The organism is Thermodesulfobacteriota bacterium (genome assembly GCA_040753795.1).
GTDB lineage: Bacteria > Desulfobacterota > Desulfobacteria > Desulfobacterales > Desulfosudaceae > JBFMDX01.
This window is the reverse complement of sequence record JBFMDX010000008.1, coordinates 140,777-157,082: the sequence shown is the minus strand read 5'-3', so window position 1 is coordinate 157,082 and position 16,306 is coordinate 140,777. Positions and strand designations below refer to the sequence as shown.

General features: G+C 58.0%; 21 protein-coding genes. 3 read left to right on the top strand and 18 right to left on the bottom strand.

The features are described 5' to 3' along the window. The first annotated feature begins 61 nt into the window (after positions 1-61). The 3 genes from AB1724_11575 to AB1724_11565 all read left to right on the top strand — a co-directional run bounded on the left by AB1724_11575 (position 62) and on the right by AB1724_11565 (position 3,244). Complete coding sequence (locus AB1724_11575; GenBank protein ID MEW6078444.1) at positions 62-1,564, top strand: C45 family peptidase; 1,503 nt, start codon at positions 62-64, stop codon at positions 1,562-1,564. A 160-nt stretch (positions 1,565-1,724) separates the two neighbouring features. Beyond that, entirely contained in the window at positions 1,725-2,084 is a 360-nt protein-coding gene (locus AB1724_11570) for a PilZ domain-containing protein (protein MEW6078443.1), read from the top strand. A 227-nt stretch (positions 2,085-2,311) separates the two neighbouring features. Then, positions 2,312-3,244: a 2-dehydropantoate 2-reductase N-terminal domain-containing protein gene (locus AB1724_11565; GenBank protein ID MEW6078442.1), complete on the top strand. Its 933-nt coding sequence runs from the start codon at positions 2,312-2,314 to the stop codon at positions 3,242-3,244. Positions 3,245-3,272: 28 nt separating this feature from the next. On the opposite strand, the gene nqrF is transcribed toward AB1724_11565, so the two are convergent. The 18 genes from nqrF to AB1724_11475 form a co-directional block, all read right to left on the bottom strand. Further along, entirely contained in the window at positions 3,273-4,487 is a 1,215-nt protein-coding gene (gene nqrF / locus AB1724_11560) for an NADH:ubiquinone reductase (Na(+)-transporting) subunit F (protein ID MEW6078441.1), read from the bottom strand. Positions 4,488-4,507: 20 nt separating this feature from the next. Beyond that, positions 4,508-5,116, bottom strand: a complete 609-nt coding sequence (nqrE, locus tag AB1724_11555; GenBank protein ID MEW6078440.1) for an NADH:ubiquinone reductase (Na(+)-transporting) subunit E — start codon at positions 5,114-5,116, stop codon at positions 4,508-4,510. Next, a complete protein-coding gene (locus AB1724_11550) occupies positions 5,116-5,727 on the bottom strand; it encodes an NADH:ubiquinone reductase (Na(+)-transporting) subunit D (protein MEW6078439.1) in 612 nt (203 codons plus the stop codon). Before AB1724_11550 ends, nqrE begins: the two co-directional genes overlap by 1 nt. 35 nt (positions 5,728-5,762) lie before the next feature. Then, positions 5,763-6,503: an FMN-binding protein gene (locus AB1724_11545; protein MEW6078438.1), complete on the bottom strand. Its 741-nt coding sequence runs from the start codon at positions 6,501-6,503 to the stop codon at positions 5,763-5,765. A gap of 12 nt (positions 6,504-6,515) precedes the next feature. Continuing rightward, positions 6,516-7,691, bottom strand: coding sequence for an NADH:ubiquinone reductase (Na(+)-transporting) subunit B (locus AB1724_11540; protein MEW6078437.1), 1,176 nt, complete (start codon positions 7,689-7,691; stop codon positions 6,516-6,518). Next, a complete protein-coding gene (locus AB1724_11535; GenBank protein MEW6078436.1) occupies positions 7,688-9,040 on the bottom strand; it encodes a 4Fe-4S dicluster domain-containing protein in 1,353 nt (450 codons plus the stop codon). The genes AB1724_11540 and AB1724_11535 overlap by 4 nt, the downstream gene beginning before the upstream one ends. Positions 9,041-9,049: 9 nt before the next feature. After that, positions 9,050-9,379: a ferredoxin-thioredoxin reductase catalytic domain-containing protein gene (locus AB1724_11530; GenBank protein ID MEW6078435.1), complete on the bottom strand. Its 330-nt coding sequence runs from the start codon at positions 9,377-9,379 to the stop codon at positions 9,050-9,052. Then, positions 9,376-9,633 carry a glutaredoxin family protein gene (locus AB1724_11525; GenBank protein MEW6078434.1) on the bottom strand — a complete coding sequence of 86 codons (258 nt, stop codon included), beginning with the start codon at positions 9,631-9,633 and terminating at the stop codon, positions 9,376-9,378. Before AB1724_11525 ends, AB1724_11530 begins: the two co-directional genes overlap by 4 nt. A gap of 26 nt (positions 9,634-9,659) precedes the next feature. Next, positions 9,660-9,863, bottom strand: a complete 204-nt coding sequence (locus AB1724_11520; protein ID MEW6078433.1) for a hypothetical protein — start codon at positions 9,861-9,863, stop codon at positions 9,660-9,662. 15 nt (positions 9,864-9,878) lie between these two features. Beyond that, a complete protein-coding gene (locus tag AB1724_11515) occupies positions 9,879-10,559 on the bottom strand; it encodes a DVU0298 family protein (protein ID MEW6078432.1) in 681 nt (226 codons plus the stop codon). Between the two features lie 89 nt (positions 10,560-10,648). Next, positions 10,649-10,828, bottom strand: coding sequence for a ferredoxin (locus AB1724_11510; GenBank protein ID MEW6078431.1), 180 nt, complete (start codon positions 10,826-10,828; stop codon positions 10,649-10,651). A 21-nt stretch (positions 10,829-10,849) separates the two neighbouring features. After that, positions 10,850-12,052, bottom strand: a complete 1,203-nt coding sequence (locus AB1724_11505) for an FprA family A-type flavoprotein (GenBank protein ID MEW6078430.1) — start codon at positions 12,050-12,052, stop codon at positions 10,850-10,852. A gap of 83 nt (positions 12,053-12,135) precedes the next feature. Beyond that, positions 12,136-12,294 carry a rubredoxin gene (gene rd, locus AB1724_11500; GenBank protein ID MEW6078429.1) on the bottom strand — a complete coding sequence of 53 codons (159 nt, stop codon included), beginning with the start codon at positions 12,292-12,294 and terminating at the stop codon, positions 12,136-12,138. A gap of 99 nt (positions 12,295-12,393) precedes the next feature. Continuing rightward, the gene (locus AB1724_11495; protein MEW6078428.1) at positions 12,394-13,068 is read right to left on the bottom strand and encodes an NAD(P)/FAD-dependent oxidoreductase; all 675 of its coding nucleotides are present in this window, start codon (positions 13,066-13,068) and stop codon (positions 12,394-12,396) included. A 10-nt stretch (positions 13,069-13,078) separates the two neighbouring features. Beyond that, positions 13,079-13,414, bottom strand: coding sequence for a cytochrome c3 family protein (locus AB1724_11490; GenBank protein ID MEW6078427.1), 336 nt, complete (start codon positions 13,412-13,414; stop codon positions 13,079-13,081). 15 nt (positions 13,415-13,429) lie between these two features. Beyond that, positions 13,430-14,443, bottom strand: coding sequence for a cytochrome d ubiquinol oxidase subunit II (cydB, locus tag AB1724_11485; GenBank protein ID MEW6078426.1), 1,014 nt, complete (start codon positions 14,441-14,443; stop codon positions 13,430-13,432). Then, complete coding sequence (locus AB1724_11480; protein MEW6078425.1) at positions 14,440-15,759, bottom strand: cytochrome ubiquinol oxidase subunit I; 1,320 nt, start codon at positions 15,757-15,759, stop codon at positions 14,440-14,442. The genes cydB and AB1724_11480 overlap by 4 nt, the downstream gene beginning before the upstream one ends. A gap of 50 nt (positions 15,760-15,809) precedes the next feature. Beyond that, entirely contained in the window at positions 15,810-16,256 is a 447-nt protein-coding gene (locus tag AB1724_11475; GenBank protein ID MEW6078424.1) for a flavodoxin domain-containing protein, read from the bottom strand. Positions 16,257-16,306: the final 50 nt, after the last annotated feature.

The following is a 16,306-nucleotide window of genomic DNA, read 5'->3' as shown; positions in this document are numbered from 1 at the left end:
GGATGCCTGATTATTCTGCAAGTCGACCACAACCGTAACATTATTAATGGGGGATGAGAGGATGAAGAAAAAATGGCTGTTTGGTGAACTGACTGTTTTGTCAATGCTTATCCTGTTTTTGTTGTTTCAGGCAACCACTGCATTCGCATCCGCGCCCAAGCCGCCTCCGCCGCCTCCACCACCACCGCCCGTCGTCGACGGCCCAGAACCCGGCCGCCATGTCGATCGTACGTACGCGCCCGACGGAAAGGGTTACCTGGAATATATTATCACCGATTCAGGGCACAAACAGCCCTTCCTTCACCTGGAAGGCAGCGGATATGAAATGGGCTTCCAGCAGGGGTACCTGATTCCGGAAAAATGCGCGGCTGTGGCATCGAACCAGTTTTTTACCAGTATCGCCGTGGGCAACCTGTCCAGTGTCGGGCTCTCGAAGGATTTGCTCTTAAAGCCTGTTGTGGAGCTGCTTCTGGGTCAGTTTTTCGGCGACACCATTGAAGATTACCCCGGGTGGTCGGTTACGGAAATCGGCATCATGGTTTTCAAGCACATCGCGTTGCTTAATGAGACGGATATCCCGACGGAATATATCGCGGAAATGCAGGGTATTGCGCACGGTGCCCAGGCGCGGGGGGTTGACCTGAGCTATGAGGATGTTCTGCTTCTCAATGTCGGTTTTGATGCCTTCATGAGCGCCGGCTATCCGATTGTCACCACCACGGAAATTTTTTCAGATGTAGTTGATCTTCTTCAGCTCTCGTGCAACGCCCACATCCTCGACGGCAACGCGACCAAGTACGACAATCTCTATTTCGGCAGGGACTTCATGTTCGGCGGCGACGGCTTTTCCGATAACCCGGTTATTATCGAGACCTGCGGTGATGGCGGCCGGAACCGGGTCGTCAATGTCAGTGTGGCCGGAATGGTGGGGGGGATTGCCGCCATGAATGAAAAAGGACTCGGCATCGGTATGGACATGGTGCCGTCGGCTGACTGTACGCCCGGTTATTTCGGTATGGGCTGCCTGCTGACCGCACGCTGGGTCATGGAACAGGCCGATGAACTGCCCGAGGCCATTTCCCTGATCAAAAATTCCAAGCGGGGGGTTTCCTGGCTGTATGCCATTGCCGACGGCCAGGGCGCCAACCGCGGCGGCGTGTCTCTGGAAGTGTCGGCGCACAGTTCCTTTGCCCGGTACATGAATTATACCAAGCCATGGTGGTACGCGCTTATGCCGGATTACCAGAAGGAGACCTATCCTGACGCCCTGATCCAGACCAATCATTATATCGCTCCTGACATGAACATTCTGGCCCCGACTTTTCAGGATGGCGGCTCCCTGTCCCGCTATGACGGCATGATCAATCTGTTGAATCGGGATTACGGGACGTATGACTACAACAAGGCGCTCGACTTTATTAACTGGATGTATGATGCCGAAAACCAGGTCCCCGGAGACTTTGTCCACCAGAGCACCACGTTGTTTGACCTGACCAACCTGAAAATGACCACCTTTGCCGGGCCCCAATTCGGTCAGGGCGCAACAACCTTAATATTGAAATAAAGGCACGAACCGGTAATTGTCAAAAACAAAGGCGCCTCCTTTTCGGGGGCGCCTTTTTCCTCGTAACGAACTGGTTTCCAACGGGTATTTTATGTTGACAAACACGTCTGCAGAGATTATTCTGCGGCCATTTTAATGCCATAACCCGGAGAGCGTCACCATGTTGCATAATGATCAACGAAGAGAAACCAGATATATCCCCGCATACGGCATGATTGCCGTCTGTGAATCCGATCCGAAATTTATCGGAGCGGTGCTGGATATTAGTTTGAGTGGTATGGCGCTCAAAAGCCATAAAAAGCCCGCCAATAAAAAAAAGCACAGCCGTATCCGTTTGATGGGTCCTAGAGGAATGAAAATTGACAATATCCCCATGGAAATTGTATCGATCTCAAAAACGCCATCCATACCTGCCGCCAGCAAGCAGCAGAAAGGTCATTTCCATCGGATCGGTATCCGCTTGCAGCCGGAATCAGGACAGGCCGAGCAAATCAATCAAATGATTGACGTGATCCGGTGAATCGGCCGCAGACATAACCGCATAGAAGCGGTTTCAAAATCAAGTGCTACACACTGGAAGGACAAGGTCACTCGTAAACCGCTAGAATGGCCTCGTCTCTCTCCGCCAGAAATTAGGAGCTCCTTAGCTATCGTGCGTTTTTTGTAAAGCCGATGTCGACTATTTCAATCGACCCGGTACAGGCATGCGTCTTGTTTGAAGAACTATATTAGTCAAAAAGGCTAACGATGACAGAAAAGGTTCTCGTTATCGGCAGCGGCGCGGTCGGCGCCGTATACGCCCAGGCCCTGGTGAAGGCGGGATGCCGGGTGGATTTTCTGGTACGCGACCGGCAAAGTCCCAACGCCGCCATGCCCCGAACCCTTTTTCGCTACAGCCTGTTTGGCGGTTACCGGGAAGAACGGCAGGACCTGGAAACCCTGACCCGGGCTGACGGTCACTATGACCAGGTATGGCTGTGCACGCCGTCCAATGCTCTGGCCGATTCGTGGCTGACCGGACAGATCGCCGCCATTGACGGGAGCACTCCTCTGATCGCGTGGACCCCGGACATCCAGGACCTGGATATTCTTCGCCGGTTTCATCCGGGCCCCATCTGTCAGGGATTGATCGCCCTGATCAGTTTCCAGTCTCCCCTTCCCGGGGAACAGGATCCTCCTCCCGGAATCGCCTATGTACCCCTGCCCGGGTCGGCGGTATTGCAGGACGATGAACACGGCCGCAAGGCCGCCCGCTGGCTGAAAACCGGCGGTATGCCGGCCGGCATACGCAAGGATCTGGCCTGGTGGGAAGCCAGAACGGCCAGCGTCAACATCTGCGCCATGGCGGCGCTGGAACAGGAAGGCTGGTCTCTGACCGGGCTGCGCCGGTCACCCCGGCTGGGGCTGGCGGTTCGCGCCGGTCGGGAAGCCGCCGAAGCCGGCGCCGCCTATCTGGGTGTGAGCAGCGGAATGTTCCGCTATGTGCCGATCGGGCTGATCCTGCGCACCATAATGCTGGTGGGACCGAAGCTGAGCCCCATCCCGCTGGAAACCTACCTGCGCTATCACTTCACCAAGATCGGCAGCCAGACAAGACAGATTCTTGACGCTTGGATACAGCGCTGCCGGGCCCACCACCTTCCCCATGAGAATCTTATCGCTTTGCGCCAAGGCCTTTGAGAGAGGGCTGCTGGGCGATGCTTTGCTATCAGAACTTGTCGTAGGCGATCATGTCCGGCTCCACCCCCAGATCATCCAGCATCTTTTCCAGGGCGGCGATCATGGGCGGCGGGCCGCAGAGGTAATATTCGATTTCGGCCGGGTCGTCATGATCCTTGAGGTACGCCTCATACAGGCAGGCGTGAATGAACCCGGTCAGTCCCTGCCAGTTGTCTTCCGGCTGGGGCTCGGACAGGGCCAGGTGGTAGGAAAAATTATCGAAGCGTTCGGCCAGGCCCCGGAACTCGTCATCGTAAAACACCTCCTGCCATGACCGGGCGCCGTACCAGAAGGTGATTTTCCGGCGGGTGTGGGCGGTGTTGAGCTGGTGCAGGATATGGGAGCGCATGGGCGCCATGCCGGCGCCGCCGCCCACAAAGCACATTTCCCGCTCACTGTCCTGGGCCAGAAAATCGCCGTAGGGCCCGCTTAAGATCACCCGGTCGCCGGGCTTCAAGTTAAAGACATAGGAGGAGCCCACCCCAGGGGGGATGTTTTTTGTTCCCGGCGGCGGGGTGGCGATGCGCACGGTAAACCGCAGCAATTTTTCGTAGGGCGGGTTGGCCAGGGAATAGGCCCGGTACACGGGTTCGTCCGTTCCGGCGCAGAAATCACGCAGATGAAACCGGTCCCAGGCGGTCAGAAACCGATCGGCCACGTCGAAACTGGTGAAGCAGACATCGAATTCCGGAATATCGATCTGCATGTACTGGCCGGCCTGGAACGCGACGGTCTGACCGTTGTCCAGCTCCACCACCAGTTCCTTGATAAAGGTGGCCACGTTGCGGTTGGAGACCACGGTCCCGTTGTATTTTTTTATGCTGAAAATGGAAGGAGGAACGTGAATCCGCATGTCCTCCCGGACCTTCAGCTGGCAGGCCAGGCGGATGTTGTCCAGGCGTTCCTGGCGGGTGAGATGATTCAGTTCCGTGGGCTGGACATCGCCGCCGCCGGCGTCGACCCGGCAGCGGCACTGGCCGCAGGCCCCGCCGCCGCCGCAGGCGGAAGGCAGAAAAACCGCGTTGTCCGACAGGGCCGACAGCAGGGTGGCGCCCAGACGGGTCTCGATCACCCGGTCCGGGTCATCGTTGATGACGATCCGGGCGTTTCCCCGGGGCGCGACCCTGGCCTCCAGCAGCAGCAGAAACACCACCAGAATGATGATGACCGCCGTAAAAACGCTGAAGCTGGCCAGGTAAATCAAGACGGTTTCTCCTTATCCGATTATAATGAGATGCCGGAAAACAGCATGAAGGACATGGCCATCAGCCCGGCCACCACCATGGTCAGGCCGTACCCCTCCAGGCCGGCCGGGGGATCGGCGTAGCGCATTTTCTTGCGAATGGCGGCCATGGTGACGATGGCCATCATCCAGCCCGTGCCGGAGCCCAGCCCGAACACCAGGGACTGGACAAAATCGTACTCCCTTTCCACCATGAACAGGGAAGCGCCCAGGATGGCGCAGTTGACGGAAATCAGCGGCAGGAAAACCCCCAGGGCGGTATACAGGGCCTGGGAATAGCGGTCGATGATCATTTCAATGCCCTGAACCATGGCGGCAATGACGGCGATGAAGGTGATAAATTTCAGGAAGCTCAGGTCCAGGTCCGGCAACCCCGCCCAGGACAGGGCCCCCGGCGCCAGCAGATAATAATAGATGATCCAGTTCAAGGGGGTGGTGATGGTCATGACGAACACCACCGCCAGGCCGAGTCCGGTGGCGGTCTCGATTTTTTTGGAGACGGCGATAAACGAACACATCCCCAGAAAATAGGCCAGCAGGATGTTGCCCACAAAGACGGAGTTTAAAAACAGGCTGATCAGTTCTTCCATCACCGGTCCTTCTGAATGGTTTTCTGCAGCCAGACCAGCAGGCCGATCAGAATGAAAGCCGCCGGCGCCAGGCTCATGAACCCCATGTTTTCATATCCGGCGGCATAGAACGCTTCCGGGATTACCGGCCGGCCCAGGAGCGTGCCCGCGCCCAGCAGTTCCCGGATGGCGCCGACAACGGTCAGCACCGAGGCGTACCCCAGGCCGTTGCCCAGGCCGTCGAGGAAGGCCAGATGGGGCGGGTTGCTCAGGGCAAAAGACTCGGTCCGGCCCAGTACGATGCAGTTGGTGATGATCAGGCCCACGAAAACCGACAGCTGCTTGCTGATATCATAGAAAAAGGCCTTGAGAAACTCATCACAGAGAATCACCAGCGTGGAGATAATGGTCAGTTCGGCGATGATGCGGATGTTCCGGGGGATGACTTTCCGCAGCAGGGAAACGATCAGGCTGGAAAACGATACCACCAGGGTCAGGGCCAGGCCCATGACCAGGGAGGTCTGAAGCTGGACCGTCACCGCCAGGGCCGAACAGATCCCGAGCATCTGGATGTGGATGGGGTTATGGGTCCAGATGGAATCGGTAAAAACGGCTAACGACCGGTTTTTCATAAACGACCCGCCTCATGGCCTTTGTTCTTGTTGCCTCACGGGTCCAGGGGACACAGCCCCTGCCCGGGAGGCAGTTGTCTCAACTCGTTCTGGCGAAACCGGATGGATACCGGCTCATATTCCTTGAGAATGTCATGCAGGCCCTGGCTCAGGTATTTACCCGTCAGGGTGGCGCCGCTGATGCCGTCAACGGTATGGGCCTGTTTTGCGGCGGGCAGGCGGTCCCCGGCCGGCCCCTTGGCCACGGTCACGGCCACGAATTCATTGGCCTGGTTGACGATCTGCTTGCCCGCGAAATTTTTCTGAAACCACTGTTTTTCGATTTCTCCGCCCAGCCCCGGTGTTTCCGAATGTTTGTAAACCGTAAAACCGGAAATGGTCCGGCCGTCCCGGCGAATGGCCAGATATCCCCGGATGTCTCCCCACAGGCCTTTGGTCTGAACGGGAAGGATATAATTTTCAATGGTCTGGTCGGGGTTGACATTCAGATAGACCGGCAGTTCCCGCGGGTGCGACTCCCCGTCGGCCAGGAGCCGTCCTTCCGGCGACAGGCGCAGGCAGCGGATATGAAGAGCATACAGCCGGTCTATTTCCTCCGGCGGGCAGGGTTTTCCCGCCGCCACCAGGCCGACGGATTTCAGCACATTCGTCTGCCGGTCGACCCGGATGTTGCGGTTCTGGTATTGGCGCAGGCCCACCGACGCCCCGGTCAGGGTCAGGCTGCAGACCAGGCAGAGTACCAGCGCGAAAACCAGTGATTTTAAGCTATCCGGCATGACAACAATCCGTCAGACATTGGGTATTCTCTTTTTCAACCGCAGCGCAATCCCGACATGATCCAGCAGCGGTGAAAACAGGTTCATGAACAGAATGGACAGCATCACGCCTTCCGGGTAAGCCGGGTTGAAGACCCGGATCAGCACCGTCAGGGCGCCGATACAGAAACCGTAAACCCATTTGGCCGGCTCCAGGCCCGGGGCTGAAACCGGGTCGGTGGCCATGTAAACAATGCCGAAGGCGAATCCGCCCATGACCAAATGGTAGAAGGGGTTGAGGCCGAACCATGGCTGGGCGGCCGGCCCGGCAAACAGGTTAAGCAGTCCGCCTGTGGCCAGGACCCCGAGGATGCCGCCGGCGATGATGCGAAAGCTGCCCACCCCGGTGGCGATCAGAATGACGGCCCCGGCCAGGCAGCACAGGGCCGAGGTCTCGCCGATACTGCCGGCGTGATGGCCGATCAGCATCCGGAAAAAGGAAAAATCCGATCCGGCCAGAATGGTCTCGATTTTCTGACCGACTTGGCTCAGGGCGGCCAGGCCCAGGGGGGTCGCCCCGGTGACCGCGTCCACGCCGGGGGTAAGCCGGGCCACCCAGACCGGATCGCCGGACATGCGGGCCGGGTAGGCGAAAAACAGGAAAGCCCGTCCGGTCAGGGCGGGGTTGAAGATGTTACGGCCGGTGCCCCCGAAGATTTCCTTGCCGATGACCACGCCGAAGGAAATGCCCAGGGCCGCCTGCCACAGGGGGATCGTCGGCGGCAGGGTCAGGGGAAACAGGAGGCCGGTTACCAGAAAGCCTTCGCTGATGGGATGCCGGCGGATGGCGGCAAAGAGCATCTCCCAGAAAAACCCCACTCCGTAAGAGACGATGATCAGCGGCATCACGATCCACAAGCCCCGGGCCGTTACGGACAGAAAGTCCGGCGGCAGCCCGGCCGTCCGTGAGGCCTGGTATCCGGTGTTGTAAATGCCGAACAGAAGCGGCGGGGCCAGGGCCAGGATGACCACGCTCATGAACCGCTTCAGGTCCAGGCTGTCCCGGATAAAGGGCTGCCGGCGGCTGGTCTCGCCGGGAATAAAGAAAAAGGTCTCCATGGCGGCAAACAGGGGCGCCAGCAGGGCCAGTCGACCGCCCGGTTGAAAGTGCCGGCGGCCGGCGTCGAAAATTTTCCGAACCGCTTTCATGGGCGCTCCCCGACCGCCTGTTGTTCCCGGTAATAGCTTTCCCTGGCCTGCCGCAATAAAAAGGTCAGCTCGATTTTGGACGGGCAGACATAGGCGCACAAGCCGCATTCCACGCAGTCCAGTAGACCATGGGCCAGGGCCTCCTCGATTTCGCCGGCCAGAACACTCTTGAGGGTGAACTGGGGGAGAATATCGACCGGACAGACGGCGGCGCAGCTGCCGCAGTTGACGCAGGCCCGTTCCTCGCCGTGGCGGCCCGCATCCAGGGCAAGCGGATCATTGTGGAGCGCGGACAGAAAAGCCCGCCAATGGCTGGGCTTGCGCCGGCCCGGCCGCAGAAAGCCCAGAAATTCAGGCTGATTTCCGGCGGGCAGCAGCGTCAGGGCGGCGTCGTAAAGGCCCAGATAATCATTCGGCCCCGCCACCTGTCCCCGCCACAGGCCGCCGGCAATGGTAACGTGGGTGTCATGGTTCCGGACTTCCGGGGCCAGAAGCGCCAGCGGCGCGCCCAGACGGCTAAGCACGTGCCGCGAGCCATTCGGCGACGAGACCGACACCAGTCGCTTGACCGGATAAACGCCGGAAGACAGGAATTTCCCCAGCAGCACCACGTCCCGGCCGTGAATATACCAGCAGCGGTTGGCGGCGGCGGAGGCGCGGGTATAATAAAGGAACACGCCCGGATCATCGGCCGGAAACCGCCCCCGGACCCGGTGTGTCACCAACCCCCTGATTTCCGGGGGCAGGGTGTCCTCTTTACGACAGGCAACGATGTAAACGGCCGGCGCCAGGCGTTTTAAAGCGTCCAGGCCGAACAGAAAAGCGCCAGCGGAGCCGTCCAGATACAGAGCCGGTTCGGCATGAAAGGGATCCAGCGTGTCCAGGTTGATAATAATAGCCGGAGGGGTGAAAGCGGGATCGGCGATGTCGCGAAACGGCAAAGAGCGGATCAGGGGCCAGAGTCCGCCCGCCATCAGGTGCCGGGCCAGGGCATCGCGCGACAAAACGGCCAGTTGATGCCGGTCCAGGACGCCGCGGTCTTCCCGGGCTTCTTCCCGGTCCACGCGAATGGTGATGGCGTTAATGGCCCGGCGGGGGCCGTAGTCGATAGATTCCACCGTGCCGCCGCCGGGAGAGGCAAAACCGATGTCCGGGTTCCGCTTGTCCGCGAACAGGATGGACCCCTGCCTGACCTTATCGCCGACCTTGACCAGCAGTTTCGGCCGGATGTGAGGGAATGATGCCGGCGACAGGCCGACGCGTTCCATGTCCATCAGCCGGGAAGCCGGCCCATCCGGTTGCCCGGGGATGTTCATGTCCAGCCCATTTTTGGCGCGGATGGTAATCACGGGGTGTCCCTACCACATTTTTTCCGGCGGCCGGCGTTCAGGAACATAAACATGGGGGATCCGGCCTTCATTCCAGTCCCGGGAAACATACAGCGCGCAGTAACAGCTGCCGAATTCCGTCACGTCCGGTCCCCGGTAAAAGCAGGGGCAGAGAATGTCGCCGTCCTTTTTCCGGTCTCCCTGCGCCAGCCGGCAGGGACAGGACATGTAGCCGTACCTTTCCTTGTTGACCAGCAGCGCCTTGAGCAGGTCCATCACCAGGGCCAGATCCTTGTTAAAGTAAAAGCCTTTGGGCTCCTGGGTTTTCTTCAACTGCTCGTATAGTTGTTCGGCGTTCATGACAACCCCAGCGCTTTTCTGATCTCGTTTTCCTTAAAACCGACGATCACTTTACCGTCAATAACAATAGTGGGAAAAGTGCAGTTGGGGTTGAGCTGCCTGACTTCATCGATCAGCGCCTGGCGCTTTTCGCCCGTCAGCAGGTCGATGTCCACGGAATGGAACGCGACCCGGCATTCATTGAGCAGGTTTTTGGTTGATTTGCAATGGCTGCAGGTGCTTAAGGTATAAAGTTTGACATCCGGTGTGGTCATTATTTTCTCCTGTTTGACTTTAACGGCTATTCCTTCAGGCGGCATTCCTTGTCCCACTCCGGGCAGACGTTCTTCATCTTGGACTGATACTGCGCCATACACTCGGCGCACTCCATGTCGACATTGGGAACATCGCCGAAACGGTCCATCATTTCTTTTTTGGTTAAATTGGAAACGGCACTGCACCCGCATTGCGGGCAGACATTCTTGATCTGATAACGCTGGGCCATGGTTTTCCCTCCAATTTAAAGGTTTATTATCTCCCTGATGGATACCTCCTCCAGCCGGAGATTTCGATAGAGATAAAACGGTTGATCATCAGCGGCCAGTTCTGTGAGAAGCAGCCGCAATCGCTCATCTTCAAAGGCCGCGGCCGCCCAGGCGGCATGGCCCCGCACGGCGGGTTCCCGGGAAGAGAGATAAGGCGGCAAGAAGTCGGCGGTCTTTGCCATCAATTCTCTCCGGGACCTGGCCAGCCGGCCGACGCCCCATAACAGTCCCGGCTGAAGGGCTTCCAGTTCCAGGTAGTTCTGCCGCGGATCCAGATACGAGATCAGCACGGCGTGAAATTCATCCGCCAGTCGCCGGTGTCCGGCCATGATTTCTCCCATGGCTTCGGGCGCTCCCCAGCCGATGCCGCCGGATTCATCGTTCAGGCTCCACATCAGGCGGCGCATGACGATCCGGGCCGAATCCATGTCCCGGTCGGCCAGGCCGGCCATGAGCCGTCCGATGGCGGTAACCGCATGCCATTTGAGCAGGGGCTCCCGGCTGCAAAAAAAGGAGATCAGCGGGTTGATGAGCCGCCGCTCGGGCTCCAGGGACAGGACCTCCGGCATGGCCTTGTCAGGGCCCCGCCTGAGCCACAACTCCATTTCCCGCTTTAACAACCGGTTGGTCGACATCGTGGGTTTGATAATATCCATTCTGGCTCATCCGGTCAATCCGGACCGCCCTTTAAGCGCGAAAGGCGGCCTGAAGCCGCCCCTGTGGTGTGGGCTTGTTCGGGTGGCCTTTAATCTTCCGACCAGACAATGCAGCGTTCCGGGCAATACTTGATGGCATCGTCAACCTCCGCTTCCGGGTACTCCGGAAGATCCGCCACCTCGACGTAGCCGGTATCGTTGATCGAGAACACCCGCGGACACATGCCGACGCAGGCTTCACATAGAGAGCAGTCGCCCAATTCGACCACGGGCCGTTTCATACCGTTTCCTTATCCCTGTTCATTGATCCGGCGGTTGACGGCCTGCCCGATCCGGCGGCCCAGGGCCAGACATTCGCCGATCCCCTTTTCGTCAGGCACGTACTGGATGCGGACGCCCGGTTCGATCAGATCAAACTTCATCTCGGCCAGTTCCCGCTGGATATGCTGCACGGATTCGCCGCTCCAGCCGTAAGAGCCGAAAGCGGCGGCGATCTTGTTTTTCGGCCGCAGCCCCTTCATGTACACCAGCAGGTCCATGACCGTGGGAAAGACGTTGTTGTTCAACGTCGGCGAACCCACCACAATGGCCCCGGTATCCAACACCTCGGTCATGACCTCGCTGCGGTCGTCATGCCTGAGGCTCATGATCCGGGCCGGTACGCCCTCGTCGGTCAGTCCCTGGCCGATTGCCTCGGCCATGCGTTCGGTGCTGTGCCACATGGTATCATATACGACCACCGCTTTTTTTACCGGTTCATGCCGGCTCCAGCGGGCATAGGCTTCGACGATCTTGCCGGGATTCGAGCGCCAGATGATGCCGTGATCGGGGCAGATCATGCGGAAGTTCAACCCCATTTCGGTCACACTCTCCAGCAGTTTCCTGATTTTCTCCGTGTACAGGAGCAGGATGTTGGCGAAGTATTTTTTGGCGTGGAACATGATGTCATCGCCGATCTCATCGTCGAATTTTTCCGGTCCGGCATAATGCTGGCCGAAGGCATCGCTGGAAAACAGGATGCCGTCCTCCCGGTCAAAGGTGAACATGCTGTCCGGCCAGTGCAGCATGCGCGTTTCCAGAAAGGTCAGGGTCCGCCGGCCCAGGCGCAAAGTCTCGCCGTTTTCCACGGCATGGTAATTCCAGGCTTGCGGAAAATGCAGGGAGAGGTTTTTCTGACCCATCTTGGAGACATACAGCGGTTTGCTTTCACCGATGCGGTGCATGATCCGGGGCAGGCCGCCGGAATGGTCCATCTCCGTGTGGTTGCTGATCATGTAGTCGATTTTTTTCGGATCCACGATCTGGGAAATGTTGGCCAGCAACTGATCCACCTGTTCCTTTTTGACCGTATCCACCAGGGCGATTTTTTCATCCACGACCAGATAGGCGTTGTACGTCGACCCGCGGGAAGTGGAGTATCCGTGAAAATCCCGAATGTTCCAATCCGTCGCGCCGACGCTGTAAATCCCCCTGGCTATTTCAATGGCCGCCATTGTGTTTTCCTCACTTCATTATTGTTTTTTAAGACCGCCCAAAGTGATCGTGGAGCCAACAGGATAGCCCTTTTACGAGAATGTCACTCTTTTGAGAATTCATCTTTACTGGCGCCGCAGACCGGACAGGTCCAGTCTTCCGGCAGTTTTTCAAAAGCGGTTCCCGCCGGAACGCCATTATCCGGATCACCTTCGGCCGGGTCATACACGTAACCGCACACATTGCATACGTACTTGTCCATGATGTTTCCCCCTTTAAATCAATGATGTTGATGTCAACCGGTTCTTCCTTTATTCAGTTAACCCAGGGGTTTCGGGGCCAAGGCTCAACCCCTTGAACCCTATCCTAACACGCCCGCCTTGAACGCCTCCAGCCCTATCCGGTCGATGAGGGCGCCGATGCGTTCTCCCTTCTTGGCGTTTCCCTTGTAAAAGGCGACCACCTTTTCAATCTGCCGCAAGGCGGTCTCGGAATCAAGATTTTCGGCCAGGGTGTCGGCCAGACGGAATTTGCTGGTGCCTTTGCCGCCCACGGTCAACACCCAGCCGTCTTTTGTACCGTACAGGCCGATGTCCTTGATACAGTTCTCGGCGCACTGGTTCCGGCAGCCGCTGACACCGATCTTGGTTTTGCTGGGCAGATCCATGCCGTGGTAGATTTCATCCAGTTTCATGCCCATACCCAGGCTGTCCTGCTGCCCTATCCGGCAGAAGGTCGTTCCCGGACAGGCCTTGACGCTGCGGACACACATGCCCACGGCATGGCCGGGCGGGATGCCCAGGTCATCCCAGACGGCATCGATATCCGTCTCTTTGATTCCCACAATGGCGATACGGGCGGCGCTGGTCACCTTGAGGGCGGCCGCGCCGTATTTTTCCGCGACATCGGCCAGCTTGCGAAGCTGGGCCGGCGTGACCACGCCGCAGGCCAGATGCGGGGCGATGGCATACGTCTCCTTGTCCCGCTGCAGCACCGCCCCTTTTTCACCATCCTTTAAACGTGTTACCTGTTCCATCATTTCTCCTTTATTTTATATGACATTCATCGCAATTGACCGGACCGGCTTTCTTGCCTGCTTCCGCCATTGTCTTGTGGCACCCCTGGCACTGCTTCATGACCTGCATTTTTTTTAACGCGCCCGAGGCCTTCAGCTCAACAATGGCGCCGGCGGTCTGGGGAAACAGGTTGTGGCACTGCTCGCAATTTTCCAGGGCCGCCTGATGGCCGGCGTGGGGCAGGGTGACGGCAGGCTTGGTTCCCGCGGGAATCACCAGTGTCGGAGCACCCAGATTCTTTTCCGCAGCCAGGGCCGTCACTACCATCAGCAGGGAAACAAATATCAAAAAAGCCGTTTTTTTCATGGTTCAACTCCTTGATTAATACTCCAGGTCTCCCTCCGCCACCTTTCCCCTGAACAGCAGATAGGCCCAGATCTGATAGGCGATCACCACCGGGATAACCAGAACGACCACCGTCAGCATAATTTTTAAGGTTAACGGACTGGAGGCGGCGTTATAGGCCGTCAGATGATACTGTTCCCCCAGGCTGGAGGGAAAAAGTTTCGGAAACAGGCCGATGATCCCGAAAAAGGTGCACAGCACAATGGTCAGCGCCGAGGAAAACCAGGCGCCGGCCCAGGCTTCTTTTTTGAGCAGAACTTTTATGCCCAGCAGGGCCGCCACCGCCGCCGCCGGAACAAGAAACAGGACCGGCCGGGCCAGGTAATTGTCATACAGGGTGGTGGCCATGGCGGAGGCGATCAGGAAGATTACCGCCAGCAGGAGGAGACCGTACCAGATGGTGTTGGCCGCCGACACCGCCCGGTCATGCAACGGACCGGTTGTTTTCAGGCAGAGCCACAGGGCCCCGTGCTGGAGAAAGAGGCACAGGAAAAGGCCGCCGCCCAGCAGGCCGTAGGGGTTTAACAGAGACAGAAGCGTTCCGTGATAGCCCTGGCTGTCAAAGGGCAGGCCCCTGAAAATATTGGCGAAGGCCACTCCGAACAGCACCGCCGGAGCGGCGCTGCCGACAAAAATGGCGGTATCCCATACTTTTTTCCAGAGGGGATGGTCGATTTTGCCCCGGAATTCAAAGGAAACACCCCGAATGATCAAGGCGAATAGAATCAGCATCAGGGCTGAATAGAGCGAGGAAAACATGGTGGCGTAAACCAGCGGGAAGGCCGCGAAAGTCACGCCCCCGGCCGTGATCAGCCAGACTTCATTTCCGTCCCACAGGGGGCCGACGGAGTTGATCATGACGCGCCGGTCGGTGTCGGTTTTGCCCAGAAAGGGATAGAGCGTGCCCACCCCGAAATCAAAGCCGTCGGTCATGAAGAAGACGGCCCACAGCAGGCCCCAGAGAAAAAACCAGATGGTTTCCAGAATCATTTTTCACCTCCTTCTTCGACCGGGCCGTTAATGGCATGCCGGGCCATCAGAAAAAGTCCCACGGCGCCCAGCAGACCGTACACCAGAACAAAACCCGTCAGAGAGGCCATGACCTGCCCGCCGGAAATAACCGGAGAAACCGCCTGGGACGTTTTCATGATACCATAGACGATCCAGGGCTGGCGGCCCACTTCCGCCACGATCCAGCCCAGCTGGACCGCGATATACGGCAACGGCAGGGACAGGAGCATGATCAGCAGGTACCAGCGGTTTTCCAGAAGACGGTGGCGCAGAAAAAGACCGACCAGGGTGGCCAGGCAGAAATAAAAACCCAGGCCGACCATCAGCTTGAAGGCCGTGTAAACGAGCAGCACCGGCGGCCGCTCTTCCCTGGGAAATTCCTTCAGGCCTTTCACCTCGCTGGAAAAATCATGAAACGCCATGAGGCTCAGGCCCCAGGGGATTTTGCCGATTTCAATCAGATTCCGTTCGTTTTTATCGTCCGGCAGGGCGAACAGATACAGGGGGGCCGGTGCCGATGTTTCCCAGTGGGCGTCCAGGGCGGCCAGCTTGGCGGGCTGGGTGTGGGCCAGGTCGGCGCCGTGCATGTGCCCTTCGATCACCTCGAAAAAGGAAAAGACCAGGCCGAACATCAGCGCAATGCGAAACGACCGGGTGAAGACCTCAACGTGCTGTTTTTTGAGCAGGTGCCAGGCGCTGATACCCATGACGAAAAAAGCGCTCAGGATATAAGCGGCACTGACGGTGTGCAGAAATTCCAGCACGGCGAAGCGCTGGAAGACGATGGCCGAAAAGTCGGCCAGTTCGGCCCGGCCGTTGCGGATGACATAGCCGACCGGATGCTGCATCCAGGCGTTGGCGATCAGAATCCAGATGGCGGAAAAAGTGCCGGCCAGGGCCACCAGCCACATGACCGCGGCGTGAGCCCGGGGCGACAGTTTTTTCCAGCCGAATATCCAGACTCCGATCAGTATCGACTCCAGAAAAAACGCCACCGAGGCTTCGATGGCCAGCAGGGAACCGAAAATATCACCTACAAACGCGGAGTAGCGGGACCAGTTGGTTCCGAACTGAAACTCCAGAGTGATGCCGGTCACGACCCCCAGGGCGAAATTGATCAGAAACAATTTGCCCCAGAATCGGGTCATGGACAGCCAGACTTTATCGCCGGTCCGGGCGTAACAGGTTTCCATCCAGGCCACCAGTAGCGCCAGGCCCAGCGTCAGTGGAACAAAAATAAAGTGAAACATGGTTGCGGCGGCGAATTGAAGCCGTGACAAAATAAGCGGATCCATCAATCTGGCCCCTCCCCTTTTGTTATTAATCTGACGGATTCAACTGCCTGTCAAGCCGTCCGGTTGTTCAGTTTGGCGGCGATCTCCTGACAATATTTCTTAATCATTTTCCCGGCGATTTTCACCGTGCTGGATGAAAGCATCAGCGGCTCGGCGGTCATGTTCATTTTGAAGACATGCTGCATGGTGCCATGAATTCGTTTGGGGACTTCACCGCTCCAGCCATAGGCCCCGAAGGCGCCGCCGACCTTTTCCACCAGGTCGGCTCTGGCCGCCAGAAAGAGCATCTCCTTCATGTTCTCGGTCATTTCTCCCAGGTAAGTGGGACACCCGAACAGGTAGGCGTTATAACCGAAGAGATCTGTCAGGTCTTTTATTTCATGGACATCAGACAGCTTTACCTCGATATCCAGTGACCGCAGTTCTTCGGCAAGCATTTCCGCGATTTTCTGGGTTTCACCCCTTTTGGTGTCATAGACAATCAGCGATTTAAACATATAGTGTCCTGTTGTGAAGTTTGGATCGCGGCTGAGCCCGATTCCCCTGG

Bases quoted from the DNA above. Each gene is read 5' to 3' on its own strand.
- AB1724_11575 (MEW6078444.1), top strand. From the start codon at position 62: ATGAAGAAAAAATGGCTGTTTGGTGAACTGACTGTTTTGTCAATGCTT.
- AB1724_11570 (MEW6078443.1), top strand. From the start codon at position 1,725: ATGTTGCATAATGATCAACGAAGAGAAACCAGATATATCCCCGCATAC.
- AB1724_11565 (MEW6078442.1), top strand. From the start codon at position 2,312: ATGACAGAAAAGGTTCTCGTTATCGGCAGCGGCGCGGTCGGCGCCGTA.
- nqrE (MEW6078440.1), bottom strand. From the start codon at position 5,116: ATGGAAGAACTGATCAGCCTGTTTTTAAACTCCGTCTTTGTGGGCAAC.
- AB1724_11550 (MEW6078439.1), bottom strand. From the start codon at position 5,727: ATGAAAAACCGGTCGTTAGCCGTTTTTACCGATTCCATCTGGACCCAT.
- AB1724_11545 (MEW6078438.1), bottom strand. From the start codon at position 6,503: ATGCCGGATAGCTTAAAATCACTGGTTTTCGCGCTGGTACTCTGCCTG.
- AB1724_11540 (MEW6078437.1), bottom strand. From the start codon at position 7,691: ATGAAAGCGGTTCGGAAAATTTTCGACGCCGGCCGCCGGCACTTTCAA.
- AB1724_11530 (MEW6078435.1), bottom strand. From the start codon at position 9,379: ATGAACGCCGAACAACTATACGAGCAGTTGAAGAAAACCCAGGAGCCC.
- AB1724_11525 (MEW6078434.1), bottom strand. From the start codon at position 9,633: ATGACCACACCGGATGTCAAACTTTATACCTTAAGCACCTGCAGCCAT.
- AB1724_11520 (MEW6078433.1), bottom strand. From the start codon at position 9,863: ATGGCCCAGCGTTATCAGATCAAGAATGTCTGCCCGCAATGCGGGTGC.
- AB1724_11515 (MEW6078432.1), bottom strand. From the start codon at position 10,559: ATGGATATTATCAAACCCACGATGTCGACCAACCGGTTGTTAAAGCGG.
- AB1724_11505 (MEW6078430.1), bottom strand. From the start codon at position 12,052: ATGGCGGCCATTGAAATAGCCAGGGGGATTTACAGCGTCGGCGCGACG.
- rd (MEW6078429.1), bottom strand. From the start codon at position 12,294: ATGGACAAGTACGTATGCAATGTGTGCGGTTACGTGTATGACCCGGCC.
- AB1724_11495 (MEW6078428.1), bottom strand. From the start codon at position 13,068: ATGGAACAGGTAACACGTTTAAAGGATGGTGAAAAAGGGGCGGTGCTG.
- AB1724_11490 (MEW6078427.1), bottom strand. From the start codon at position 13,414: ATGAAAAAAACGGCTTTTTTGATATTTGTTTCCCTGCTGATGGTAGTG.
- cydB (MEW6078426.1), bottom strand. From the start codon at position 14,443: ATGATTCTGGAAACCATCTGGTTTTTTCTCTGGGGCCTGCTGTGGGCC.
- AB1724_11480 (MEW6078425.1), bottom strand. From the start codon at position 15,759: ATGGATCCGCTTATTTTGTCACGGCTTCAATTCGCCGCCGCAACCATG.
- AB1724_11475 (MEW6078424.1), bottom strand. From the start codon at position 16,256: ATGTTTAAATCGCTGATTGTCTATGACACCAAAAGGGGTGAAACCCAG.